The organism is Paenibacillus eucommiae, from assembly GCF_017874215.1.
In the GTDB taxonomy this organism is placed as follows: Bacteria; Bacillota; Bacilli; order Paenibacillales; family NBRC-103111; genus Paenibacillus_AI; species Paenibacillus_AI eucommiae.
Genome location: NZ_JAGGLB010000003.1, coordinates 439,057 through 463,921, shown reverse-complemented (window position 1 = coordinate 463,921; position 24,865 = coordinate 439,057). Strand labels below are relative to the sequence as shown.

Below are 24,865 nucleotides of genomic sequence, written 5' to 3'. Positions count from 1 at the left end.
CTAACATACACTCTAGCAAACAAGTATATCGTCTTGTTACTTGGAACTATAGTAATGCATAATTGGCAGATTAATAGCATAAGATCCTAGTAACTATTAAGGGAGAGGATCCTATGCTCATGAGACTAAAATTATGAAGATTGATGGTGCTGGATTTATTCAACTATTTCGGACTTTTCTCATGATAATGCTTATAACCTTCCTATCTACAGTTTTGTTAGGCGCAGCCTTAGCCGCTTTTAACCCGGCCTATAAAATACCGACGGGTAAAGCAGCTAACATCCCTACCCAGATCTTCAGTAGTGTCCTAAGTTTGGAAATTCCACTATATCAAACGGAAACACATGCCTTTGAAGGGAAAAATATAGCGAATTTTATGCTGAAGTTTTTACTGAATGTGGATCTCAAGGATAAAAAAACTCTGATGGCAGGTATCATTCCAGAAATGAAAATAAATAATGCAACCCTGCTTCATCCAGGAGATTATGGAGATGAAAGAATTGACTATCCCGGAAATGATGAGCGAAACTTTGCAGAGAGCAATCCGCCTGCCAATATCGAGCCTGAAGAGACTGCAACGGAAACGCCGGATAGCCATGATATTCCACCAGTAAATCCAACAGACAATGAAACTAAAACACCGGTAGATATCAATCATGCAGAAGCGGAGATACTCATCTATCACTCTCATAATCGTGAATCATGGTTACCGGAATTACCCCACATAACAAAAGAATTTCTTGCCTTTGATAAAGAAAAGAATGTCACTTTATTAGGAGATAGATTAGCCAAACAATTAAGTGATTATGGCATTAAAAGTCTTCATGATTCGACAGATTATCAGGTTGTTTATGGGAAGGATTTCAAGACAACAGAATCCTATCTTTATTCAAGAAAAAATGTGAAAGAAGCCATGATTGTAAATAAAGAAATCAAATATTTGTTTGATATCCATCGTGATTCAGGGCCACGGAAAGCAACTACAACAATAATTAATGGAAAAGATTATGCACAATTGTACATAATTATTGGTGCAGAAAATCCAAAATGGAAAGAGAACACTGAATTTGCGAAAGAATTCATTGATATACTCAATAAAAAGTATCCTGGATTGTCAAAAGGTATCTTTGCGAAGGATCACTCACAGGGGAATGGTGTCTACAACCAGGATTTGTCCATCAATAGTATGATTATTGAAGTTGGCGGCGTTAATAATACGCTTGAAGAATCATACCGGACCATAGATGCCTTATCGGATGTGATTTCTGATTTTTACAAAAGCAAAAAAAATATAACAGAGGTTAATTCTGTTTTGTAACTATTTGATTGGGGCAACAATATGGATACGTTTAAAAGTATAATCGATTTTTTCCTTGTTCATGTGCTTATTCACCTAATTGCTCCTAAAATTTTATTTTTCCTATTTGTCGTACTTCTATTTCCTTTTATCCTAGTCAAATTCGATATTACGGCTGAAGAAGGTTCATTCCGCAATAAATTGTTTAAAGCTTCCCGTACAGCGGCAAGAGTTACGACTATTGTCCTAAGTCTTGCGCTGATAGGACTTATTGCTTTTATAATCATTCGTTCATTGGTTTAGTTATGAGAAATTTTATGAACCTGAAACAGGTTTTTTAATTGAAAATAACCCTGTTCATTGTCAATAAGGTAACCATGAGAGAATTCTCATGGTTTTTTCATGTTTGTGGTATAAATGAGGAATACTCTATCTTTCTCTCTTATCTAGTAATTTATGGGAAATTTTCGTATGTTATAGTTTCCCTAGGTGATTAACCTACACCAAGAACAAGAAGGAGGATGTTATGAACATCACCAAAAAACACCGTTTTGCAAAAACTGTAGTTGGAACAGCCGTTGGGATCTCTCTTCTAAGTCTGTCGCTGATTTCTCCAGCATCTTTATTACAACCAACTCATACAGCATATGCAGCTACAGTATCGGCCACAACTAAAGCTGCTAAGATCATTCAGACAGGAAAGCGCTTTATGGGAGTTCGCTACGTGTTTGGAGCAAAGTCAGGACGTACGAATGCATTTGATTGCTCATCTTTTACGCAATATGTATATAAACAACATGGTGTTTCTTTGCCGCGTACTTCCAAGCAACAATCTAAAGCTGGGAAGTATGTGCCAAAAAGTCAACTGAAGCCGGGCGATCTGGTATTCTTCTATTCTCCCATTCATCATGTAGCCATTTATTTAGGGAACGGTAAAATTCTTCACACTTACGGTAAACCTGGTGTGACTATCTCCAATATGAATTCAGGCTGGTGGAAAAATCATTACAGCACAGCCCGTCGAGTGCTTTAAATATAATAACGAGAAGCAAACTAAAAGACAAAGTCCCAATTCATTTGGGGCTTTTTTCAATTTGACTTAACGATGTTTTTCATCGTTAAAGTAAGTTTGAGGAGACGACTGGTGCTTTTAACGATGAAAAACATCGCTAAAGTAGTAGATCCTTCTTAGTTCCACGCTTTGGCAGGGGGCGTTCTTCATCCCCAGCGCCAGCGTCTTGCACCCGCCAATAATTTCCTCCAGCCAAGAGAAAAAGCCTTGCTGGCTGTCCATTTGACTGTGGTGTTCATGCGATTGTAGCTGTAAGAGGGGATGGGTGTGGATGGAAGAGCGTTAGCGTCCGCATTTAAAGATTTGTTCCTACCTCCACATCACACCATTCAAGGGAACAAATCTTTAACAGCGGCTGGAGCCCACATCCATTCCCTCCATAACGCATCCAAGTTCGAACACGTACCTCGAAGGACGTCGCAAGGTTCCTCATAAATTTAAAATTGTCAAGAACCTGTGTTAACATGTATGATAAGGTTCAAGCGGCGGACAACTATATTGCATTTATATCTAATATGGAAGCTTGGAGGAATCGCAGATGCGGCATGACTATTTCATTTCAGATCATCATTTTGGGCACAAGCACATTATTGATTTTGAATCGAGACCTTTTCAAGATGCTGAAGAGATGACCCGATATATGGTGGAAAGCTGGAATTCGGTAGTAGGGGAAGAAGATAAAGTGTTCCATCTTGGAGACTTCTCGTTCTTGAATCGGGATAAGACTAAGGAGATCGTAAATGCTCTTAATGGATACAAGGTTCTGATTCTAGGAAATCATGACCGCGGGAGATCTAGAAGCTGGTGGCTTGATGTTGGATTTGACGAGGTAAGCGAACATCCGATTGTTTATAAAAACTTCTTTTTCCTCAGTCACGAGCCGATGTATATGAATAAACATATGCCTTATGTAAATGTGCATGGACATATCCACGGTCAGAAGTATGAGGGCAAAAGTTATTTTAATGTTTGTGTGGAGCATTGGGATTACAAGCCGCTTTCCTTTGAGCAAATTAGAGACTCGGTAGTTGTGAGCGAAGAACAGTAGGGGGTAATGATGTGAAGGCACTATATGCCGGGAGCTTTGACCCGATTACCTTAGGTCATGTTTCCGTAATCGAACGAGCTTTTCATTTATTTGAGGAAGTACATATTATTGTAGCTAACAACAGAACGAAGCAGCATCACTTCTCAATTAAACAGAGAACGGAATTCGTCCTCCTGTCCGTCGAAGAAGAGGAGAAATTAAAAATAGTTCCCTTTGAAGGCATAGTTGCCGATTACATTAATGAAAATGACATTCAAGTCGTCATAAGAGGGATCCGTAATGCAACCGATCTGGAATATGAATTGCAGCTTGAGCAGTATATTCGAAACACCACAAAGGCAGATACTATTTATTTATCCCCTTACACACAGTACATGCAGACAAGCAGTTCTCTTGTAAGGATGTTTCTGAAGTCCGATAAGATGGAGCTGGCCCAATCCTATATGGCTCCTAAAGCCTATCTGGAGATGATAAAACAAATTCATGACTGATAAAATGGAAGCAGAACATGGAAGCCAGAACATGAAAGCTGAACATAAAAGCAGAGCCATGATCACCAGATGTTGTGTCATGGCTTTTTGGGGTGCCGACGCCCAGCTATTCCGCTATTGTTTTGTATCTTCCAGAGTCAGTAATATGTACATTTACAACAATATCATTTAGATTTAGGGATTCCTTAGTTAAAGGAAAGTCTTCAATCATCTTTTTCCATTCCTTCGTTTTTTGCCTGTAGAACTTGTGCTCCAGCTGTAAAATATCTGTCTTATTGTTCAATCCCACCTCATAGGTTTCGATAATTTCCTTTTTAATTTTTGTCTCAGCTTCTTGTTCAATATCGGCCTGGGAGATATTTTCCAATTCCTGACTGATGGTGGCTTTAACTGAAATGTCAACATGAAAAGTTGGCTTGTTGTCAGCTATTAAGGATGTAACGTTTACTTTCGGCTTTTCTATAGATAAAGTAACCAGTGGCTTTCCATCCATCTCAATCGCAAGGGGGCTTCGTTTCGTCTCGGGCTCCATCCAGCGCATGCCCTGCAATTGCTTTCGTCCTAACCATCCTTTGTATGTGCCGGAATGGAAGGCGTAAATACCGTCGATTTTTAGCAGCGGCTGCTCTTTAAAGCCAGTTTTCCAATTTTCTTTAGAGATCGTTAGAGATGGAATGAGACTCGTCTTGCCAGGTTCCCTGAAGTCTTTGACAAATTGCCGAAGTTGTAATGGCACAATAGAGGATTCCTGAAAATATGGAGCCTGAGGTTCATGCAAGAGTGAGCTTAATGGAGACTGGTTAAAAAAAGGCTGGACAGCAAAAATATTTTCCATCGTCTCTTTTGTACCAAACACCCAGGATGTATAACGGAATTCCCTGTACCGGTCCAAAGCATCTATAATCGGTTCCAGACCACCCTTCATTGCCTTTTCTGTACAAACAAGAGCTGAAATCTGACCAAAATATAGCTGCTGCTGAGAGGTTTTATACATTTCATTTAAAGCTGTAATCACGTTTTTCCCTTTTGCTTTTCCGATCCATGGCGTTATGGGTTGCGTGGGCTTGGAGCCTCCTTCTGGTTTAGTTACATTGGAAAAATCCAGCATCTGCACATAGACTACATATTGATCGTCCTCCATATCAACTCCGATAGCCGTCAGGTAATTGATATCTTGTATATTTTTCACATCCCAACACCCTGTCAGGACTATCATCGTTAGGGACAACACACATGTTATTTTGATCAACAGAGACATTATGAGCCTTCGCCCCCTTGCCGGGTTGAATCCTTCGTCTGCAATATTTCAGGCCGGGCATTATTGCCGCGAATCGGCTTTTTAAATAGGCTGGCCAGCACATCACTTATGCGAAGTGGGGATAGGGGGGCCAAATACGGCATTCCAAAGGACTTTAATTGGGAAAGATATAAAACTACGGAGAAAACGGCCAGAAAAAATCCATACATTCCTAAAAAGGAGGAACAAAGGAGAACGTACAGCCTGATAATCGTGACCGATCCGCTTAATGACTGGTTCACTAACGTAAAGGTAGCCACAGCTGTTGTTGCAGATACAACGAGCATCGTCGTTGAAGCCAGCCCTGCCTTAATGGATGCATCACCAATAATAAGTCCGCCGACAACGGCGACCGTCTGACCTACCGCTTTGGGCAAGCGAGCGCCTGCCTCCCTGAAAAGCTCAAATAAACCAAGCATCAAAAAGACTTCAAGGGGAGCAGGCAAGGGGAGGCCTATGCGGGAAAGAGTTACAGTGGCCATTAGAGGAAATGGCAGCTGATCCATGTGAAACGATGAAAGGGATACCCAGAAGCCCGGTAAAAACAGGGCAATGATTAAGCCGAGCAGCCGCAAAAAACGTTCCAGTGTAACATAATAAAAGGGAAAATAAGCATCCTCCGGACTTTTCAATAGCAATGTAAAATTTGCCGGGGCAATTACAGCGGTTGGAGCACCATCCACAATGATCGCTAACCGGCCATGCATCAGGCAGTCTGCTATGTAATCCGGACGACCGGTGTAGTCAAGCAGCGGAAATAGGGAATTAGACGAATCTGAGAGTAACTCCTCTAATTGAGCACTGCTGAAAATCGCATCGATATTGATCCCATTGAGCCGTGATCGGGCTTCTTCTACAACCTCGTGCTTGGTGATATCCTCCATATACAAGAGACCAACTTTTGTCTTGCTTCTTCGGCCAACTATAAATTGCTCATAGCATAAAGACTGGGTACGTAACCTTTTACGAACGAGAGCGATATTGGTTACAAGTTCTTCAGTAAATCCGTCTTTTGGACCTTTAATGGTCGTTTCTGTGTTGGATTCTTCAGGCTGCCGGTGAGGAGGATCGGCAATATCCAAAGCGTAGAGCAGTTGAACAGTTTCAAAAATGACAATAAGATTACCTGCATATACGCTGGAAACAAGTGCACCCACGCCGGCTTTCAGGTCAATAGGCTCAAGCGGCAGGGTCTTGCCTGTAACTTGTTCACTATGTATACTGCCGTTTCTTATCATATTTTCCAGCTGTGGCAGCACATATTGATTGAGCTGTTTTAAATCGGCCATCCCATTGCAATATAGAAGCAGGGGCTCGCCATAGTGTCCATCAACATCAAAATGGTATTTCTGAATCATAATATCTGCGCTTTTGGCAAAAAGCATGCGTATCTGCTGTTCGTCTAGCCGTTCGAAATTAACTGGTGGAGAGGTATTCGTTAGCGTATCCTTCTTTTCCTTCTTTTGTTGGGAAAGCAGAAGCTTGGTTAGCATTTTTTTAATGAACATTCACTTTACACTTCCTTTGCTTTGCTTTTGATCATAACGAGTATGAACAGCAGACAGGATACGGATAGCATCGTCCACAACGATACCGGAAAATAAACAGCGGATAGAAACTGCATAAATCGCATGTCGCTAATAGGCAGTTGGGTGAAAATAATCATGCCTGCCGCTGTCAGGATCAAAGCCGTATTCCGATTTTTCTGAGTACGGATACCCAGTAACTCAACGAACAGCAGCATAGTAATCGAAATTCTGATAAAGGATCCGGCCAGCCATTGATACATCGATAAAAAATCAACATGCTGGATGTACCTGCCGATCGTCACGAGTCTCCATTCCTCATAAGCCGGATACCTTTGTTTAGCTGCTTCAAAAGGGCCAAACTCAGCGATAGATCCCGTAAGCGGACCGAGAATAAGAATGACGAGAATGCAGCCAAGTACAATCAGGTGAGATAGGCGAATTTTGGATGCGATGTGCTGGTGGATACATAAAAGAATAATAAGCTCTACAAGCCCGCCACCAACAAATGTCATTCCCTGGATTGCAGGCTGGATTCCATTTTCGAACATAGGCATTAATATGGAATAGTCTTTTTTGGGTAAGTTTGCGCTCATAACAAAATCGCCAAATATAACGACAAAGGGTAACAAAATGCCAGAAGTGATGCCAATGGCCCGAATTCCGAACTTGGCGGCAAAAAAGCAAAGCAAAGTCATAGAGCTGGCAATGACCCAGGTTGGAGTAGCAGGCAAATAAAATATATCTGTCCAAGTTGTAGTATCCTTGAGGGTCATCAGGTTGATGGAGACAAAAAATAAAATGAAAACAACCCTAAAGAGGAAACCTGTAAAGCTTCCGTATCTCTGCTCTATCCATTCAATGATCGGCTGCTGCTTAGTCTTCCTAATAATGTAGAAAAGCAGGCCAATCCAGATCATAAATAAAGGAAATACAATGAGCACACTCAACCATGAGTCTCTTTGCGCTTTATCTAGCAGCAGAGGAATGACAATGACATGATTCATGAGTCCAACGGCTAAAATAATAATTGCAAATAAAGGGATAACGCTTATTTTCGACACTGGAATCCCACCTTGTCTATTGTTCAGAATTCTAGCATTCAGTAAGCATTGTTTCCAAAAGACATGGTTATAAACCTCTTGCCTAAGCTCCAAGGATCGGATTAAGTAATGAAAAATTAGAGAAGAAGAGAAATAACGAGAGAATGAAAGGTCGCAATGAGCGTTAACGTTATTAGTGCCATAAAGTGCCGATAAACCAATCTTAGTCCAATTTCTTGCTGCTTTACTTTCCCTGTGCAGAGGCGTAATATACGATTCATGTTCAAACAGAATTTCCCACATTTCTGAATGACTTCAATCCCGAGACAGGGAATCAGGGGGGCATTAAAGGTAGTTGTTGTTCGATGTGAGAGTCGGGCACACACTACCAGGGATGAATCCGTTAGGCCGGAGCACCATGGGTTCTTGCTTATCGGTAGGGCGACTCTCACCTCCCGAATCCGTTCTTTTATCAAGCATCAGGCATTTGAAATAAGCATTCTTTTTTAATTAAGGTCTTTATCGCTTAATCCCCGAATGGATCGGGGAGCGGGGGAACCAAGCGTGCTGTTCTGACAGCACATGGGGTGAATCCTTGAAAGCAAACTTCGTTTGCTCACAGGTAGGGCGACTCTCACGTCCGAATCCGGCAGCTAACCTCGTAAGCGTACCGAGAGAGGCAACCATTATCGTGTTTGGACACGTTTTTTTCTTAGTGCCCAAGAAACCACGAGAAGAGTTCCTCTTCTCATGGTTTCTTTTTTTGTTGCCTTTTCTTGAAACTTACTTTCAAGGAGAAGATTTATGTGAAGCAATCAGAAGATGTTGATGATTATATATTCGTATCTGCACCTAATAAAGCAGGAGAAAATTTTCTTCAGATGTTGAGATGTAGAGGATTTGCCTATGCTGCATTAACCAATAACGAGAACGAAGCCAAACGGCTGCTTGAATCAGGTGTAAAGCATCTTGTTATGGTTGATACTAGCGAGCATAAGACATGGATTTTACCCGAGTTTCCCGTGGGCAGCATATTTTTATTCGAAACAAGCGTGACCTTATGCTGCCGCTATATACAAATTTGCCGTAAATGGACGACCAAACCAATCTATGTAATTACACACAGCTGTAACCCAAGACTCATTTATAAAGGATTAGGAGCAGACTATGTGATTTATACCCATAGTGAGGATCTTTCGTTTCTAATTGGTTAGATGCTACAGATAAGCTTTGCCAGGAGGAATATAAATGAAAGACTTATTGATGATCTTCATATTGGCAGGAGCCTTTTTATTGTTTTATGGTTTTTTAGCCTGGAGCGGCCGAGTTGTAGGTGAATCAGGAGGAGAAGGCAAATGATTATCCTATCTGCAGTTACGGCTTTCATTTTTCTATATTTGGTTTACGCGCTGGTTAATCCCGAGAAATTCTAATCGAATGCCAGGCTTAAGGAGGATATACAATGGCTATTGTACAAATGGCAGCGGTCATACTCATGTTGCTCTTGATCGTTAAGCCCTTGGGAACGTATATATATCATATTTTTTCCAACAAGGCTAACAGGACGGATAAAATTTTTGGTCCCTTTGAAACATCCATCTACTGGCTGATTGGCTTAAAAAACCGGACGGAGATGACTTGGAAAAGATATACACTAAGCTTGATTTTAACGAACATAGTGCTGGTTGCAGTCAGCTATGTAATTTTGCGGATTCAAAACATCCTGCCGTTTAATCCAAACGGGATCGGCGGGATGGAGCCTACACTTTCATTTAATACGGTCATCAGCTTTGTGACGAATACGAACCTGCAGCATTACAGTGGAGAGACCGGGCTGTCTTATTTCTCCCAAATGGCTGTCATTATCATGATGATGTTTACTTCAGCAGCGACGGGAATCGTTGTAGCTATTGCTTTTATCCGCGGCTTAACAAGCAAGGGCCAAACTTTAGGCAATTTTTTTGTTGACTTTATTAAGGCGCAAACCCGTTTGCTTATTCCGTTTTCGATCGTACTTACTCTTGTACTTGTTGCCTTGAATGTTCCACAGACACTTGATCCAATGATTCAAGCGACAACGCTGGAAGGTCAGCCGCAGCAAATCGCTACAGGTCCAGTAGCCTCGCTGGTATCTATCAAGCATTTGGGGACGAATGGTGGAGGGTTCTTTGGCGTAAACGCAGCACATCCTTTTGAAAATCCGAACCCGTTAACGAATGTGCTTGAAATTCTATCCATGTGGTGTATTCCTGCAGCACTAACATACACCTTTGGGAGATTTGCCAGAAACCAGAAGCAGGGCTGGGTCATTTTCAGCGCTATGCTGATTTTTCTGCTAGCGTTCCTATCACTTACCTATACCTCAGAAATGAGAGGAAATCCTGCGTTAAATGCGCTAGGTATGGATGCCTCTCAAGGCAGCATGGAAGGGAAGGAAGTACGGTTTGGTATCGCTCAATCAGCCTTGTTTACGACCGTAACTACAGCAGCGACTACGGGGACCGTCAACAACATGCATGATACCTTAACCCCGCTTGGAGGTCTTGTGCCGCTGGCACTAATGATGCTGAACAGCGTTTTTGGCGGCGATGGAGTCGGCTTGGTCAATATGCTGATGTATGCCATTTTGGGCGTATTCATTTGTGGTTTAATGGTTGGACGGACACCTGAATTTCTCGGTCGCAAAATTGAAGCCCGGGAGATGAAATTTATCGCGATTGCGATATTGGTACATCCCCTTATTATTCTCGTACCGACGGCTGCGGCCTTTCTCACGGATTTGGGTAAGGGCTCCATTACGAATCCCGGCTTCCATGGTATCTCACAAGTGCTCTATGAATATACGTCTTCGGCTGCTAACAATGGCTCGGGCTTCGAGGGATTGGGCGACAACACACCATTTTGGAACATATCAACAGGACTTGTGATGATGTTTGGACGGTATATATCCATTATAGCGCTGCTCGGAGTTGCCGGATCTTTAGTGACGAAGCAATGGGTGCCTGAAACCCCGGGAACACTTCGTACAGACAACAAGTTGTTTGTAGGGATTCTCCTGGGATCTGTCTTCATTATTGGGGCATTAACCTTTTTACCCGTGCTTGTGCTGGGACCAATTGCGGAACATTTAACGCTCCGATAAAAGATGAGGTGATCGAAATGAGTTCAAAACGCAAGCATCTAATGTCTGCAGACATCATCATAAATGCCAGTAAAGATAGCTTTATTAAATTGAACCCGATGACGATGATGAAAAATCCGGTCATGTTCGTAGTGGAGGCGGGCACCTTCGTCGTGCTGCTGATGACGCTGCTGCCTGGGTACTTTGGGACTGAGGGACGTACCGGGTTTAATGCTACCGTATTTCTGATCCTGCTGTTTACTGTATTATTCGCTAATTTCGCAGAAGCTCTGGCAGAGGGCCGCGGGAAAGCACAGGCAGATTCGCTCAAGCAGTCAAAAAAAGAAATGAAAGCAAACAAAGTGGTAGAGGGGGGCCTAAAAGCAGTCTCTTCCACCGATTTGCGCAAAGGCGACGTCGTTGTGATTAAGTCAGGCGAAATGGTGCCGGGGGATGGAGAAGTGATCCAAGGCCTTGCTTCTGTGGACGAATCTGCGATTACGGGCGAATCCGCACCTGTTATTAAAGAAGCCGGTGGCGACTTTAATTCTGTGACTGGCGGTACTCGCGTAGTCAGCGATCAAATTACCGTACGGATTACGAATGATCCCGGTGAATCTTTTATCGACCGGATGATCTCTTTAGTAGAGGGCGCGAAACGGCAGAAAACACCGAATGAAATTGCACTAAGCACACTGCTGACTACGCTCACACTTATTTTTCTCATTGTCGTTGTAACTTTGGGGCCGATTGCTAAATATGCTGGCATTCAATTGGATGTTCCTGTGCTGATTTCTTTATTAGTGTGTCTGATTCCAACGACCATTGGGGGCTTGTTATCAGCAATCGGAATTGCCGGTATGGACCGGGTAACCCAGTTTAATGTACTGGCCATGTCAGGAAAGGCAGTAGAAGCTGCCGGAGATATCAATACGATGATTCTCGACAAGACCGGTACGATTACGTTCGGCAATCGGATGGCCAATGCGTTTGTTGCTGTAGGGGATCAGTCCATGAAGGATGTCGCCGAGTGGGCAGCTGTCAGCTCCATGAAGGACGAGACGCCAGAGGGCAGATCTGTGCTTGAGCTGATGAAAAAAGAGGGCTTGTCCTGGAATGAGGCGCTGTCCGAAGGTGCCGAGTTTATCGAATTTAAGGCGGAGACCCGCATGAGTGGAATGGATTTGCAAGATGGCCGGAAAGTGCGTAAAGGGGCCGTCGATGCGGTCAAGAAATGGGTTGCTGCGCAGGGCGGCAGTATTCCAAACGATTTGGAGCAAAAGGGAAATGCGATTGCCTCTGAGGGAGGGACACCGCTCGCTGTAGCCGTTGACCAGCAAATTTTCGGGCTGATTTATTTAAAGGATACTGTTAAGCCTGGCATGCGGGAGCGGTTCGACCAGCTGAGAAAGATGGGAATCAAGACGATTATGTGTACGGGAGATAATCCGTTGACGGCAGCGACAATTGCGCGCGAAGCCGGGGTAGACGATTTTATCGCCGAAAGCACGCCAGAAGATAAAATTGCCGTTATCCGCCGAGAGCAGGCTGAGGGCAAACTGGTAGCGATGACTGGCGACGGCACGAACGACGCGCCTGCACTGGCCCAGGCTGATGTCGGACTTGCAATGAACAGCGGCACGACGGCGGCAAAGGAAGCGGCCAATATGGTCGACCTGGATTCCGATCCTTCGAAAATTATTGAGGTTGTGGCGATTGGCAAGCAGCTGTTAATGACCCGCGGGGCTCTGACCACCTTCAGTATTGCTAACGATATCGCTAAATATTTTGCGATTATTCCGGCTATGTTCATGCTGGCCATTCCAGAAATGAATGTTCTCAATATTATGGGGCTTGGTACGCCTACGTCCGCTATTATTTCAGCGCTTATTTTTAACGCCATAATCATTCCACTCTTGATTCCAATTGCGATGAAGGGCGTGGCTTACAAGCCTATGGGTTCGGCCCAACTGCTGAGCCGTAACCTGCTTATATACGGAGTCGGTGGTATGATCGTCCCTTTTGTGGGAATTAAGCTTATTGATTTGGTCGTTCATGTATGGATCTAGTCATGCATGGATCTAGTCACGTATATGGATTTAGATAAGTAGAGAGGATTGAAAAAAGATGAATAAAACGAGCCATCCAGTTATGACAGGCGGAGCTTATCTCTTTACCATCGTTCGCATCGGAATCTTGTTCATCGTGCTGTGCGGTATCCTCTATCCTTTGGTATGCACGGGAATCGCACAAGTGCTGATGCCTGGCAAAGCCAACAGCAGTTTACTTACAAATAGTTCAGGAGTCATTATTGGCTCAGAAATGATCGGTCAATCTTTCACGGATCCCAGATATTTTCACGGCAGAGTTTCCAGCATCGATTACAAAGCGGAAGCTTCTGGAACGAATAATTATGGGCCTTCGAATCCGGAGCTGCTCAAACGTACCCAAGCATCCATAGAGCTATGGAAGACGAACAACCCGGATGTACCAGTGAGCCAACTGCCTATCGATCTTATTACCAACTCCGGATCGGGCCTGGACCCGCATATTACACCTGAATCGGCCGAGGTACAAATACCTCGCATCAGCAAGGTAACCGGCATTTCCAGCGGTCAATTGGAACAGTTGATTAACAAGCATACGGAAGCTCGGGATCTGGGCATATTCGGAGAACCGCGGGTGAATGTATTGAAGCTAAACATCGCGCTTGATGAGCTCATTGGCAAGTAAAAGTTATTCATGGATATGCCGGGAGAGAAAGGGGGAGGGATGTTCGTATGGAAAGCTTTAGACGCAAAACGCCTGAAGAAATTCTGTTGTCCATTTCCAAGCTTCATCGCGGAAGATTGAAAATCTACATCGGCGCCGTAAGCGGCTCAGGGAAAACCTACCACATGCTGCGGGAAGGCCAGCTGCTTAAGCAGCAGGGGATTGATGTAGTCATATGCGCTGTATCGACAAGACAGAGACCGGAAACGGTGGAGCAAGTCCGTGATCTGGAGCGGGTACCCAGCATTCATTGGATGAAGGAGGAAACGCAGCGCAAGGATTTAAACATCGATGCGCTGCTCGAACGCAATCCGGAGGTTGTACTTGTCGATGGGCTTGCCCATACCAATCGGCCGGAAGCCACATTCCCGACCCGTCTCGACGACATCCAATTTTTGCTCAGCCGCGGCATCAGTGTTATTGCCACTGTGAATGTATATGAGCTGGAAGGAGCTATGGAGCTTGCTAAGAAATGGACGGGAATCGTAGTGGAGACTTTCGTTCCGGCAGATACGCTTGAATTGGCAGATGAGGTCAGATTGATCGATGTGACACCTGAAACAATACTAAAGCGCTTGGAGGAGGGCCATGTCCAGAGCGACACTGCCCCCTCATTATTCAAACGGGGCAACATTGCCAAATTGCGTGAACTTGCTTTGCGGTTAGTTGCCGAGGATGTCAACGAATCATTGGAAAAGCATCGAGAGGAACAAGGTCTTATGGGCCCGTCCGGAGCTGTGGAGCGAATTCTTGTCTCGGCTCAATACCATTGGAACGGATCGATCTATATACGCCGCGGACAGCAAATTGCCAGAAGACTGGGCGGGGACCTGCTGGTTGCAACGTTGGTGCATCCCAAAAAAACGTTAACGAAAGAAGCAGCTGCCTTCAAGCGGTCTATAGTAAAGCTGGCAGAAAAAATTGGTGCAAGCTTCGAAGAGCTGCCATTAACGAGCAGATGGCGGCTTTCCAGTGTCCTGCTTCAATATGCTGTAGAGCATAACGTAACGAGAATTGTGCTGGGACATTCCAAGCAAAGCTTTTGGCAGGAGCTGTGGCGGGGATCGGTTGTGAACGGCATTCTGAAAAAAACGAAAAATGTGGATGTTTATTTCGTTGCAGACCGGGCCGAGCAAGAAGGAGAACGGATTCTTCCAACCAAAATGCAGGTCATCAAGCAGCCGAAAGACCCATACCGCAGATTGAGCCATGCTGAAGTGGAAGAGAAAATTGAAGAAATACGCAAAGGACGGTTTAAAGTTTATATCGGCGCCGCGCCAGGTGTCGGCAAAACGTATACGATGCTGCGGGAAGGAAATGATTTGCTCAAAAAAGGGATCGACGTTGTAATCGGTCTGCTTGAAGCCCATGAACGAAAGGAAACATCGGATCAGGTAGGCCTGCTGCAAATGATCCCGCGTGAAACGATTCTGTACCGCGGCACAACTTTGCAAGAAATGGATACCGCTGCGATCATTCGCCGAAATCCTGAAGTGGTGCTTGTAGATGAGCTTGCACATACAAACATGCCTGGCAGCAAACACAAAAAAAGGTACGAAGATATCGCCGAACTGTTAGAGGCTGGTATCTCTGTCATTTCGACGATGAACGTTCAGCATTTGGAGAGCTTAAACGATGCTGTTGAGCAAATTACCGGAGTGCGTGTACGGGAAACGGTTCCGGATCATATATTACGTATGGCAGACGAGGTTGAGCTTATTGATGTAGCGCCCAAATCGCTTCAACAGCGCATGCGGGAAGGGAAAATATACGCATTGAATAAAGTAGATCAGGCTTTGGGCAACTTTTTTAAAATCGGTAATCTGATTGCTCTCAGAGAGCTGGCTTTACGGGAATTGGCTGATGATGTCGACGAAAGGCTGGAAGCCTGGGAGCGGAAGGATTCACTTCGTGGGCCTTGGCGCAGACGCGAATCCATCTTTGTTGGGGTGACGACAAGTCCAAATGCCGAGCGGTTAATAAGACGAGGCTTCCGGATAGCGTATCGTTTGAAGGCAGATTGGGTGGTAACTTATGTTCACAGTGATCCAGTGATTCCAGATGAGTTGAAGCAGCGCATTCAAGTGCTGCAGGATTTAACAGCAAGGTTACGCGGGAGATTTGAAATCCTGAATGCCGGCGGACACAGTCAAATTCCTCATATTTTGCTGAAAAAGGCGAATACAAATAAAAGCACCCAGATGATTGTGGGGCAGTCCAAGCCAAATTTTTGGGCGAAAATAACGAAAAAATCAGTGGTCAAAACGATTATGCGTCATGGAAGGCATATGGATGTATTGGTCGTTGCCGATTTCGATCCGCATGCTGAAAAATAAGGGAGTTACATAAAGGAGCTGGACGGGTTGCCGATTAGAAAATTGAATGGGACTTCACTTTATTACGAGGTACATGGCAGCGGAGTCCCCTTGATCTTTATCCACAGCCATGGGTTAACGCATGAAATGTTTAAGCCGCAAATGGAATTTTTCCAGAAAATGTGTACGGTCATAACTGTCGACCTGAGAGGAAACGGGCAGTCGGGAAAATTAGTAGTATCCAACGATGAAATTATCGAAACTCAATGCGAGGATCTCAGGACCCTGCTAACATATATAGGTATTCAACAAGCGGTATTCATTGGTATTTCCTATGGCGGTATTGTGGTGCAGAAATTTTCATGTTTATTTCCAAATCTCGTAAGTGCTATTATTTTATCAGACAGCTTTTGCAATAATGTGATTACTACAACTCTGGGAAAATCCTTACAAACTATATCTGCAGCCAGCTGGTTTACTTATTATTTACCTGGAGAATTCTTTTTGCGTTCGTTAAAAATTATGTACAATCGTTGGGATATGGCCTATTTGGCACTAAGGAAAGGAATCTTGCATAAAAGATCGAGAGAGCTGCTGAAACAGAGAATAGCTATCAGTGAAATTGATTATACAGACTTTTTGCCGCGGGTTAAAGTTCCGGCTTTATGCCTGGTAGGTGACTATTTGAACGGGAAAATAGAGGACATGCAGAAGACTGCGAAACTGCTCCCCGATGCACGCCTTGAAGTGATTGCAGATTCATGTGATCCTAGCAACTTGTGTCAGCCGCAGCGGTTTAATGAAATTGTCCAGCAATTTTTAGAGGAGCAGCAACTCCTGCAATCAAGAGAATGGATGCAGCGCTATTCTCAGGGCTAAGCCCTTGAAGGGCTTAGCTTGACAGGAAAGAAATATTGAGGGTATTATAGATAAATAAAATCCTTAATAGAGGGGTTGAAAACGATGAAATATTCGAAAGCGACCAATTATGCCCTGCACACGATGCTTTACCTGGTTGCTGCTTCACCGAATAAACCCATTGGAGTACAACAGCTGGCTGAGTTTCAAGGGGTTTCTCCCACCTATCTTTCCAAAATTTTAACCAAGCTCGTTAAAGCCAGAATGATAGAATCTGCTTCCGGAGCTAATGGTGGATATAAACTATCCCGGAAAAAGGAAGATATCACGTTCCTGGACATTATACATGCCATTGAAGGCACGGCTTCTTTATTCAGCTGCTCGCTTTTTCACAATACGGAATGCAAGATCCAGAAAGTGATGATGGAAGCGGAGCAAAGTATGGAAGAGCAATTAAGGCAAAAGAAGATTATTGATCTTGCTGACCAAATGACGATAGTGTTGTAATCATTGAAAAAATGATTGAAATAAATGATTGAAATATATAGCAAATTTATATAAGAAACCCCTGCAGGAAATGTAGGGGCTATTTACCATTCGTACCGGGCAGGTGCTTAGACTGCGCTGAGGCAGTATGATGTATGTTATTATTATTATTATTATGGATAGGAACGATATTTGTGAAAAGGGAGACCAGGTGAATGGAAAAAGATCCGGATCAATGTAAATTCGTCGTTGTTTTAGATATGATTGTAGGAAAATGGAAGCCCACTATTCTCTCACATTTAATGATAGGAGGGACTAAACGATTCAATGAGTTGAAAAAGTTAATGCCCGATATTACCCAAAGAATGCTTACCATGCATTTGCGTGAGCTTGAAGAGCAGGATATCATTCTGCGGGTTGTATATCCGCAAATTCCTCCCAAAGTTGAATATTCCATAACAGAATATGGGAGAAGCTTGGAGCCCATTCTAGATAGCATGCATCAATGGGGCTATGCCCATTTGGAACGTATGAAAAAGAAGGAAGAGCAGCTGGCAGCCGATAATAAATAAAATATACTAAAATTGATTCCATGGTACGGGGCCATGGGATTATTTGTTTATTCAATGATTATTGTATAGGATTCATCCGATATTTGCCACAGACCATTCCCTTTCTCAGCTACAAAGTGTCGAACGTGTCACACTCAAACAGACTACCAGCAGAAGTTGTTTTCCTGAGGTTTGCACAATCTTATTTTTCTTTCTAAAACAATATAGCTGCTGCCATCCTACGGTATACTTTTTGATACTATCAAACATTAAAGTGCCTACTTACATAATGTAAGTTTATAAATTATAATAACAAAGGAAGGCTGGTTGGATAGGGAATAAATAAGATGGACTTCAGATCAAGCCATTGCTTGCAGCTGAAGTTATCAAATAAACATTAAAAGGAGCATGAAATCATGAGTAAAGATTTTATTACAGCTACAAAAGAAAGACGCAGCATTTATGGGATTAGCAAAGAATTTGTTGCGAGCGATGAGCGCATTGAGGAAATCGTTGGAGATGCAGTTCTGCACACACCGTCTTCCTTTAATTCACAAAGTGGTAGAGTTGTCGTATTGCTGAACGAGCAGCATGACAAATTGTGGGATATTACAAAAGAAACCTTGAGACAAATCGTTCCTGCAGAAAACTTCGCACCTACTGAAGAAAAAATGGCAGCTTTCCGCAGTGGTTATGGAACTGTTCTATTTTTTGAAGATCAGGCTGTTATTCAAGGATTACAAGAACAATTTGCTCTTTACCAGGACAGATTCCCGGTTTGGTCTGAACATTCCTCTGGCATGCTGCAGTTTGTAGTATGGACGGCTTTGGAATTGGAAGGCTACGGCGCTTCCTTGCAGCACTACAACCCTCTAATTGATCAACAAATAAGCAGTGAGTGGGATCTTCCAACGACTTGGAAATTAATTGCTCAAATGCCTTTCGGCAAACCTACTGCACTTCCAGGTGAAAAACAATTCGCACCATTAGAAGACCGTCTGAAAGTAATTAAGTAAGCAGGGCAGCAGGATTGAACAAATAGAGCTTTTGATCAAATATTATTGAGTAAAAGAAGACTAAAAAGAAGGACGATGAAATCATTGATTTCATCGTCCTTCTTTGCGTTTTCAGAAAAGCAGGAGCAGCTCTTATTTTTCAGGAAAGCTATCTGAAGGATTCGAGGCAGCGGGAGGCTGACTCCGATCTGCTATAAATAAGCCTATCAACACAGGAACAAGAATGATCGCATCGATACGAATAAATCCCCATGGATTTCTGGCGATCAATTCAAACCATTTACTATTGGGCAGATACGCAAACAAAACACAAAACCAAACGCCTATCAACGAGTACACATACACGTAAGCTTTCATATCGGCACCTCTGATGTAGACTTCTTCATTTTACGCTCTGTTATGCATGGAATAATTAACATATTGCGGATCATACTAACGTAAGTGAAAGTAGAAGTGAAGGTGGAGGTGTGTGATGGAAAGAGCAGTCGTGATTTCTAACCAGCAAATGCTGGCCTTAGTCGTAGTGGCGACAATTGGAACATCAAGCTTATATGCTCCATCAACATTAGCTCACTATGCAGGACGTGATTCCTGGTATTTGGTTGTTGTTGGTGGAGCTATTGGCTTATTGAATATATTTGTTTTTTTATGGCTGAATCGGATGTACCCGGAAAAAAATTTGATTACTATTTGTTTACACGTGTTTGGGCGCTGGTTTGGCGGATTATTAGCACTCGTATTTATTTTTTATTTCTTGGATCTTGCGACTTGGGTACTCCGTGAATTCTCCCAGTTTTTTATCATCACCCTTGATCCGGCGATTTCGATGACCTGGTACCTGATAGCTGGCGCCATCATGTGTGCATATGCCGTTTATTATGGTCTTGAAGTATTTGCCCGTGTAGCAGAAATCATTTTTGTTGTTACGACATTCACTTTTCTAGCTATTTATATGTTATTAATCAGCCAGTACCATCCAGAATACCTGCTTCCCGTTTTGGAGCATGGAATGGTTAAGCCATTGAAGGGATTGATGGTTTCTGTCTCATGGTTTGGGGATTTGATGTTTATTTCCATGATCATCCGGCACGTTCGCCATACCAAGCATACTCCTTATTACGCCATGGCAGCTGTTGGTGTTATCTTTTGCATACTTTTGCTTGCCGTTCTATCCTGTACTATGATCCTTGGAGGGGAAACCACGGCTACATTTACATATCCAAGCATTAGTCTGATTCAGAACATAAGCTTTTTCCACAATATAGAACGATTCGATGCTGCCCTTGTTGCTATTTGGGTTATGAGTTCATTTGTCAAAATCACCGTTTATTTCTGGTCTGCGCTTCAGGGGCTTTCAGATTTGCTGCGGCTTCGGCAGCCCCGACGGTTCATTGTTCCTCTGGCTGCTGCATTTGTGATTTGCTCCAAATACAAAGCTTGGGGACTGATTGAAATAGCCTCTTTTTATGATAAACAAGCCTGGTATTTTGTGCTTTTTCAGTTCTTTGTTCCGTCCGCATTGCTACTTGCAGCACACGTCAAAGAGAAATATAGAAGAAGCAGGTGAATCTTTTGGAGGTAAATAAAACGCTGCTGTCTGACTGTTCGGCTGAAAACACAAAACGGTTGTTCGAACAGATGCAAGCTACCGATGATTTAATTATAGTAAATTTATCTCTCGATTTTGAACAAACGGTTACGGTATGTTATCTGGACGGTCTTACAGACGCAAAGAAGCTGGAGCAAATGCTGCTGCTGCTTAAGAATAATGTAGAAATGCTGCTGCCTTTTCAAAAGGAAACCAAGGTTTACACCATTGAGGACGCTGCCGGGTATCTGGTTCAAGGATTAACGGTACTACTGTTTCCTGAGGATAAGTATGGGGTTGCCTTCGATACCTTCGGAGTTCAACTCCGAAATGTAGAGGAGCCAGCAAGCGAAGCTACAGTGAAGGGACCACGCAGTGGCTTTACTGAATCGCTGCACAATAACATTGCTTTGGTCCGGTTTCATTTTCCTTCACCGAAGTTGAAGGTCGAGTATTTGAAAGTTGGTCAGTTAAGCCAAACAAGTCTTGCTATTCTTTCCATCAGCGGATTAACGAATCCGGAGATTGTTCGTGAAGTTCATTGCAGAATAAGTGAAATACCGATAGATGCCATATTGGAAAGCAATTATATTGAGGAATGGATTATCGATAACCGCTTTACATTGTTTCCTTTGATTGAATCTACGGAGAGACCGGACAGAGTTATTGGTGCCATGCTTGATGGAAGAGTGGCTGTATTAGTTCAAGGGACTCCTTTTGTATTGCTCTTACCCTTTGTGTTCTTACAAGCATTTCAAGTTAGTGAGGACTACAACTGGAACTTCTATATCGGATCTGTTATACGTTTACTTCGGTTGTTCAGCGGATTTCTTGGTATGCTGCTTCCGGCTTTGTATGTGGCCACTGTGACTTACCATCATGAGCTGCTTCCCACACCACTACTGCAGAGCATTGCATCAGCAAGAGAGCCGATTCCTTTCCCGGCGGTTGTTGAAAGTTTTATGATGATGTTTGCTTTTGAGATTATGCGTGAAGCGGGCGTTCGTATGCCAAAGCAGGTGGGTCAAGCCGTCAGCATAGTCGGCGCTCTCATATTGGGACAGGCAGCAGTGCAAGCCGGGATCGTATCTCCGATTATGGTAATCGTCGCGGCTTTAACCGGTATTTGTACATTTACACTCCCGCCGAATGCCACTAATTACGTTATTCGTATTCTTCAATTCGGCATGACGTTTCTTGCCTCTCTTTTAGGCTATGTTGGTATTATGGTAGGAGTTATTATGTTATTGACCCATTTGGCTTCGCTTCGTTCATTCGGAATTCCTTACTTGGGACCAGCGGCACCGTTTCATCTCAATGAGCTGACGGATGTTGTAGTAAGAAGACCTCATGCCTCCAACAATAAGCGGCCCAGCTTGTTCCGGCCACTGACCAGAAATCGCTTTTGGAGTAAGCAATGATGATTAGAGCGATTTGGGTCTTAGTCGTTGTATTCGGCCTTTGCGGAATTAGCTCTGGGTGCAAGGGTAAATATGAATTGAACGAGTTATATATTGTCCATGCGATTGCTATTGATAAGGGGAAAAGCGGCTTAATTAAATTGACTGCAGAAATAGCGAAGGTTACCCCCCCAGGGCAAAATCCAAAAGGTATGCAGGACCGCACCTTTTTGCTTTCGATTGAAGGTAAAAGCTTGTTTGAAGCGGCCCGTCTTATGCGAATTAAAGCCGACCGCACACTGCTATGGGGGCATACCTCGGCTATTTTGTTCAGCAAGAATATATTGGAAGCCGGAATTGAAAACCATATCGACGGTATCCGGCGTTTAAAGCAGTTTAGAAATTCAACTTTGCTCTATGTAACAGAAGGGGAAGCTTCCGAGGTATTACAAGTTTCCACACCACAGGCAACGATTACTTCCCAAGCACTAAAGGGCTTGACTGAGGGGGGAGAGAGCACGGCATTGACACAGCAGGTGAGGTTAATTGATGTTTATCAAGATCTGGTCAATCATTACAACGACATAAGCTTGCCTGCGGTTCAAATCACGAACGATCCAAACGATAGGAAGATTAAACTTCTGCAAACAGTAGGTCTGTTTGTGTTTCACGGCAGCAATCTGAAAGGACATATGCGGGGCTTGGAAACCAAGGGTTTTCTTCGTGCAGTGAACAAAATGGATAATTCCTCAGAAACCGTTCCTTGCGGAACGAGCAAAACAATTACTTTTGAAAATATCAATAACAGAAGCCAAATAGAGATTGTTGTCGATAACCAGCTAAAACCGCTGATTCGAATTAAAATTTATGCGGATCTTAATATTACGAACATGGAGTGCCCTGAAATCACGATTAACCCAGATACGATTTCCGAAATGGAAATAAAGCTAAATGTGGTTATTACCGACGAAGTCCAGCGTTTCATCCAGTATTCACAAAAGCATAAGGTTGATTTACTAGGTATAGGGGAACGCATCCATCGCAGACACCCAACATACTGGGGCAAAATGAAGCAGGATTGGATTGACATTTATGCCTCATCTGAGTTCACTGTGGAAGTTCACTCCAGAGTTGACCATACGAATTTTATCTTCTAAAAGATTAATTTGTAGGTGCTCTGTGTTCCAAGAGTCGTTTTAAACTTGTTCAAAAAGTTATGAACAAAATAAGGCTGCTTCCTTTTGTTCGTTGTCATCCGAGTAGGGGCGCTGTTATGATGGAAGCATATGTGCGTTTGCACATATTGTATTCCCACATAACTAACTAACTTGTTGAAAGGAGATTACTGTGCACTCTATTTTTCAAAATTCTCATGCGGGATCATGGCTTGTCCTCATCTTTTTATTTATCCTAACTTGCTTGTTCAAAGGACAAAAATTTACTTTGATCCTTCAGCGACTATTTTATGTCATCATGCTTGTTTCCGGAATCGGAATGCTTGTCATTATGGAATTTCCAATGAAATATGTCGTTAAGGGCATAGCTGCTATTGTGTTGATCGGTATCATGGAGGTCATCGTTGGACGAAAAGCAAAAAACAAAAAAGTGGGCTGGCTATGGGCTGTATTTGCCGCAGCTATTCTTATCATTATATTAATAGGTTATGGTGTCCTTCAGTTTTAGAAAAACGTCTTGTGGCGTCCTTTGATGTGCGTTCGTGACGTTGGTGCGTTGCAGAGGGAAAGGATGTGGGTTCCTGCCGCTGGTTAATGATTTGTTCCCTTGAGTGGAATAGTGAGTAGGTAGGAACAAATCTTTAAAGGCGGGTGCTAGCGCTCTTCCACCACATCCTTTCCCTCTCAGCTACAAACCGTAAGAACACCAAGCTCAAACGGACACAAGCCACAAGGTTTCCCTTCGGTTGGAGGGAGTTCTCTCACTGGTGCGGGAGCGGAAGAACTGTGATTACCGATGTTTTCTATTTTCTATCAAAGGGATGAACTAGTTTCAACCCTCTTTTTGCTGTTCTATGATAAGGTTGGACACCGATTTCCTGCATGCAAACAAGGATACGATTTTGAGCAAAAAATGTCTTTTTTTTAATAATTACAAGTGATATACTACCATTGGATTTATTTGGTTTGCATGTATTTAATGATGGAGGGGAATATATGAAAACGAGTTTATTGATATGGCCAGAGGGAGCACCTTTATTTAATGAAGAAATCAATCAAAGCAGTCCTTTGCTGGACTGTTACACCATTGAATCTGACAAAGAAATCGGCGCTATTATTGTATGCCCAGGTGGAGGGTATGCTGGTCTTGCTCCGCATGAAGGAGAACCTATCGCCAGGTGGTTAAATAGTATTGGAATCTCGGCTTTCGTGCTGAATTACAGGTTAGCTCCGTACAAACATCCAGTCCCTTTGATGGATGCCCAACGCGCAATCCGGTACGTCCGTCATCATGCCCAAAAATGGTCCATCAACCCCCGGCAAATTGGTATCTTGGGTTTTTCAGCAGGGGGACATTTGGCATCAACGGCAGCAACTCATTTCGACCATGGCATCAAGAACGATCCTGATCCCATTCAGCAGGAAAGCAGCCGTCCGGATCTCTCAGTTCTATGCTATCCAGTTATTAGCTTCCAAGTAAATAGGCACCAGGGCTCTATGGACAACTTGATCGGATTTGATGCTCCTGATGAATTGAAGCGGCACCTATCGAGTGAACTTCAGGTTTCGTCCGAAACGCCTCCAACTTTTTTATGGCATACTGCAGATGACGCGGTTGTTTCTGTAGAGAATAGTATCCAATTTGCACAAGCATTAGGTAAACATAACATTCCTTATGAAATGCAGGTTTACGAAAGCGGGCCGCATGGTATGGGATTAGCCGAAGATGATGCAAGCGTTAGAACATGGACTTTTTTATGCGAACAGTTTATTAAACGGAGATTTTCATCTAATTTCTAAGTATACATA

The 24,865-nt window shown here is 43.3% G+C and carries 23 protein-coding genes and 1 riboswitch; of the genes, 19 read left to right on the top strand and 4 right to left on the bottom strand.

Translation table 11 applies throughout. The features are described from left to right. The first annotated feature begins 133 nt into the window (after window positions 1–133). The 4 genes from spoIIP (at window position 134) to coaD (ending at window position 3,908) form a co-directional block, all read left to right on the top strand. Window positions 134–1,318, top strand: a complete 1,185-nt coding sequence (gene spoIIP, locus J2Z66_RS07510) for a stage II sporulation protein P (RefSeq protein ID WP_209970729.1) — start codon at window positions 134–136, stop codon at window positions 1,316–1,318. A 505-nt stretch (window positions 1,319–1,823) separates the two neighbouring features. Continuing rightward, a complete protein-coding gene (locus J2Z66_RS07505) occupies window positions 1,824–2,330 on the top strand; it encodes a C40 family peptidase (RefSeq protein WP_209970728.1) in 507 nt (168 codons plus the stop codon). Window positions 2,331–2,907: 577 nt separating this feature from the next. Continuing rightward, window positions 2,908–3,417 carry a phosphoesterase gene (locus tag J2Z66_RS07500; RefSeq protein WP_209970727.1) on the top strand — a complete coding sequence of 170 codons (510 nt, stop codon included), beginning with the start codon at window positions 2,908–2,910 and terminating at the stop codon, window positions 3,415–3,417. A gap of 11 nt (window positions 3,418–3,428) precedes the next feature. After that, complete coding sequence (gene coaD, locus J2Z66_RS07495; RefSeq protein WP_209970726.1) at window positions 3,429–3,908, top strand: pantetheine-phosphate adenylyltransferase; 480 nt, start codon at window positions 3,429–3,431, stop codon at window positions 3,906–3,908. A gap of 106 nt (window positions 3,909–4,014) precedes the next feature. Here the strand turns inward: coaD and J2Z66_RS07490 are convergent, their stop codons facing one another. From J2Z66_RS07490 to J2Z66_RS07480, 3 genes are read right to left on the bottom strand one after another with little or no spacing between them, the layout of a single operon-like run. Then, a complete protein-coding gene (locus J2Z66_RS07490) occupies window positions 4,015–5,166 on the bottom strand; it encodes a Ger(x)C family spore germination protein (protein ID WP_209970725.1) in 1,152 nt (383 codons plus the stop codon). Beyond that, window positions 5,166–6,713 carry a spore germination protein gene (locus J2Z66_RS07485; RefSeq protein WP_245375337.1) on the bottom strand — a complete coding sequence of 516 codons (1,548 nt, stop codon included), beginning with the start codon at window positions 6,711–6,713 and terminating at the stop codon, window positions 5,166–5,168. The genes J2Z66_RS07490 and J2Z66_RS07485 overlap by 1 nt, the downstream gene beginning before the upstream one ends. A gap of 5 nt (window positions 6,714–6,718) precedes the next feature. Beyond that, the gene (locus J2Z66_RS07480) at window positions 6,719–7,795 is read right to left on the bottom strand and encodes a GerAB/ArcD/ProY family transporter (protein ID WP_209970724.1); all 1,077 of its coding nucleotides are present in this window, start codon (window positions 7,793–7,795) and stop codon (window positions 6,719–6,721) included. 492 nt (window positions 7,796–8,287) lie between these two features. After that, window positions 8,288–8,458: riboswitch (cyclic di-AMP (ydaO/yuaA leader) on the top strand. 122 nt (window positions 8,459–8,580) lie between these two features. Between J2Z66_RS07480 and J2Z66_RS07475 the strand changes: the two genes are divergently transcribed. The 10 genes from J2Z66_RS07475 (at window position 8,581) to J2Z66_RS07430 (ending at window position 18,893) form a co-directional block, all read left to right on the top strand. Next, window positions 8,581–8,988, top strand: coding sequence for a hypothetical protein (locus tag J2Z66_RS07475; protein WP_209970723.1), 408 nt, complete (start codon window positions 8,581–8,583; stop codon window positions 8,986–8,988). 141 nt (window positions 8,989–9,129) lie between these two features. Continuing rightward, window positions 9,130–9,207 (top strand): K(+)-transporting ATPase subunit F, encoded by a 78-nt coding sequence (gene kdpF, locus J2Z66_RS44010; protein WP_209970873.1) that lies wholly within the window; start codon window positions 9,130–9,132, stop codon window positions 9,205–9,207. 29 nt (window positions 9,208–9,236) lie between these two features. Next, the gene (gene kdpA / locus J2Z66_RS07465) at window positions 9,237–10,916 is read left to right on the top strand and encodes a potassium-transporting ATPase subunit KdpA (protein ID WP_245375336.1); all 1,680 of its coding nucleotides are present in this window, start codon (window positions 9,237–9,239) and stop codon (window positions 10,914–10,916) included. Between the two features lie 17 nt (window positions 10,917–10,933). Beyond that, entirely contained in the window at window positions 10,934–12,964 is a 2,031-nt protein-coding gene (kdpB, locus tag J2Z66_RS07460) for a potassium-transporting ATPase subunit KdpB (protein WP_209970722.1), read from the top strand. A 58-nt stretch (window positions 12,965–13,022) separates the two neighbouring features. Further along, entirely contained in the window at window positions 13,023–13,628 is a 606-nt protein-coding gene (kdpC, locus tag J2Z66_RS07455; protein ID WP_209970721.1) for a potassium-transporting ATPase subunit KdpC, read from the top strand. Window positions 13,629–13,675: 47 nt separating this feature from the next. Then, complete coding sequence (locus tag J2Z66_RS07450; RefSeq protein WP_209970720.1) at window positions 13,676–16,003, top strand: histidine kinase; 2,328 nt, start codon at window positions 13,676–13,678, stop codon at window positions 16,001–16,003. A 27-nt stretch (window positions 16,004–16,030) separates the two neighbouring features. Further along, window positions 16,031–16,861 carry an alpha/beta fold hydrolase gene (locus J2Z66_RS07445; protein WP_209970719.1) on the top strand — a complete coding sequence of 277 codons (831 nt, stop codon included), beginning with the start codon at window positions 16,031–16,033 and terminating at the stop codon, window positions 16,859–16,861. An 84-nt stretch (window positions 16,862–16,945) separates the two neighbouring features. Continuing rightward, window positions 16,946–17,347, top strand: a complete 402-nt coding sequence (locus J2Z66_RS07440; protein WP_209970718.1) for an Rrf2 family transcriptional regulator — start codon at window positions 16,946–16,948, stop codon at window positions 17,345–17,347. A gap of 194 nt (window positions 17,348–17,541) precedes the next feature. Then, a complete protein-coding gene (locus tag J2Z66_RS07435) occupies window positions 17,542–17,898 on the top strand; it encodes a winged helix-turn-helix transcriptional regulator (RefSeq protein WP_209970717.1) in 357 nt (118 codons plus the stop codon). A 395-nt stretch (window positions 17,899–18,293) separates the two neighbouring features. Then, the gene (locus tag J2Z66_RS07430; protein ID WP_209970716.1) at window positions 18,294–18,893 is read left to right on the top strand and encodes a nitroreductase family protein; all 600 of its coding nucleotides are present in this window, start codon (window positions 18,294–18,296) and stop codon (window positions 18,891–18,893) included. Window positions 18,894–19,025: 132 nt separating this feature from the next. Here J2Z66_RS07430 and J2Z66_RS07425 read toward each other — a convergent pair whose 3' ends face one another. Then, window positions 19,026–19,250, bottom strand: coding sequence for a hypothetical protein (locus J2Z66_RS07425; RefSeq protein WP_209970715.1), 225 nt, complete (start codon window positions 19,248–19,250; stop codon window positions 19,026–19,028). 115 nt (window positions 19,251–19,365) lie between these two features. Here J2Z66_RS07425 and J2Z66_RS07420 point away from each other — a divergent pair, with 115 nt between their 5' ends. The 5 genes from J2Z66_RS07420 to J2Z66_RS07400 all read left to right on the top strand — a co-directional run bounded on the left by J2Z66_RS07420 (window position 19,366) and on the right by J2Z66_RS07400 (window position 24,856). Beyond that, window positions 19,366–20,460, top strand: coding sequence for a GerAB/ArcD/ProY family transporter (locus J2Z66_RS07420; protein WP_245375378.1), 1,095 nt, complete (start codon window positions 19,366–19,368; stop codon window positions 20,458–20,460). A gap of 5 nt (window positions 20,461–20,465) precedes the next feature. Continuing rightward, window positions 20,466–21,902: a spore germination protein gene (locus J2Z66_RS07415; RefSeq protein ID WP_209970713.1), complete on the top strand. Its 1,437-nt coding sequence runs from the start codon at window positions 20,466–20,468 to the stop codon at window positions 21,900–21,902. Then, window positions 21,899–23,038 (top strand): Ger(x)C family spore germination protein, encoded by a 1,140-nt coding sequence (locus J2Z66_RS07410; protein WP_209970712.1) that lies wholly within the window; start codon window positions 21,899–21,901, stop codon window positions 23,036–23,038. Before J2Z66_RS07415 ends, J2Z66_RS07410 begins: the two co-directional genes overlap by 4 nt. A 190-nt stretch (window positions 23,039–23,228) precedes the next feature. Continuing rightward, window positions 23,229–23,564 (top strand): DUF1516 family protein, encoded by a 336-nt coding sequence (locus tag J2Z66_RS07405; RefSeq protein ID WP_312894435.1) that lies wholly within the window; start codon window positions 23,229–23,231, stop codon window positions 23,562–23,564. A gap of 488 nt (window positions 23,565–24,052) precedes the next feature. Further along, a complete protein-coding gene (locus J2Z66_RS07400) occupies window positions 24,053–24,856 on the top strand; it encodes an alpha/beta hydrolase (protein WP_209970711.1) in 804 nt (267 codons plus the stop codon). Window positions 24,857–24,865: the final 9 nt, after the last annotated feature.

Coding starts and splice junctions, on each gene's coding strand:
- J2Z66_RS07485 (WP_245375337.1), bottom strand. CDS start 6,713: ATGTTCATTAAAAAAATGCTAACCAAGCTTCTGCTTTCCCAACAAAAG.
- kdpA (WP_245375336.1), top strand. CDS start 9,237: ATGGCTATTGTACAAATGGCAGCGGTCATACTCATGTTGCTCTTGATC.
- kdpC (WP_209970721.1), top strand. CDS start 13,023: ATGAATAAAACGAGCCATCCAGTTATGACAGGCGGAGCTTATCTCTTT.
- kdpF (WP_209970873.1), top strand. CDS start 9,130: ATGATTATCCTATCTGCAGTTACGGCTTTCATTTTTCTATATTTGGTT.
- J2Z66_RS07500 (WP_209970727.1), top strand. CDS start 2,908: ATGCGGCATGACTATTTCATTTCAGATCATCATTTTGGGCACAAGCAC.
- J2Z66_RS07410 (WP_209970712.1), top strand. CDS start 21,899: ATGATGATTAGAGCGATTTGGGTCTTAGTCGTTGTATTCGGCCTTTGC.
- J2Z66_RS07435 (WP_209970717.1), top strand. CDS start 17,542: ATGGAAAAAGATCCGGATCAATGTAAATTCGTCGTTGTTTTAGATATG.
- J2Z66_RS07400 (WP_209970711.1), top strand. CDS start 24,053: ATGAAAACGAGTTTATTGATATGGCCAGAGGGAGCACCTTTATTTAAT.
- J2Z66_RS07425 (WP_209970715.1), bottom strand. CDS start 19,250: ATGAAAGCTTACGTGTATGTGTACTCGTTGATAGGCGTTTGGTTTTGT.
- J2Z66_RS07440 (WP_209970718.1), top strand. CDS start 16,946: ATGAAATATTCGAAAGCGACCAATTATGCCCTGCACACGATGCTTTAC.
- J2Z66_RS07430 (WP_209970716.1), top strand. CDS start 18,294: ATGAGTAAAGATTTTATTACAGCTACAAAAGAAAGACGCAGCATTTAT.
- J2Z66_RS07505 (WP_209970728.1), top strand. CDS start 1,824: ATGAACATCACCAAAAAACACCGTTTTGCAAAAACTGTAGTTGGAACA.
- J2Z66_RS07490 (WP_209970725.1), bottom strand. CDS start 5,166: ATGTCTCTGTTGATCAAAATAACATGTGTGTTGTCCCTAACGATGATA.
- spoIIP (WP_209970729.1), top strand. CDS start 134: ATGAAGATTGATGGTGCTGGATTTATTCAACTATTTCGGACTTTTCTC.
- kdpB (WP_209970722.1), top strand. CDS start 10,934: ATGAGTTCAAAACGCAAGCATCTAATGTCTGCAGACATCATCATAAAT.
- J2Z66_RS07420 (WP_245375378.1), top strand. CDS start 19,366: ATGGAAAGAGCAGTCGTGATTTCTAACCAGCAAATGCTGGCCTTAGTC.
- J2Z66_RS07450 (WP_209970720.1), top strand. CDS start 13,676: ATGGAAAGCTTTAGACGCAAAACGCCTGAAGAAATTCTGTTGTCCATT.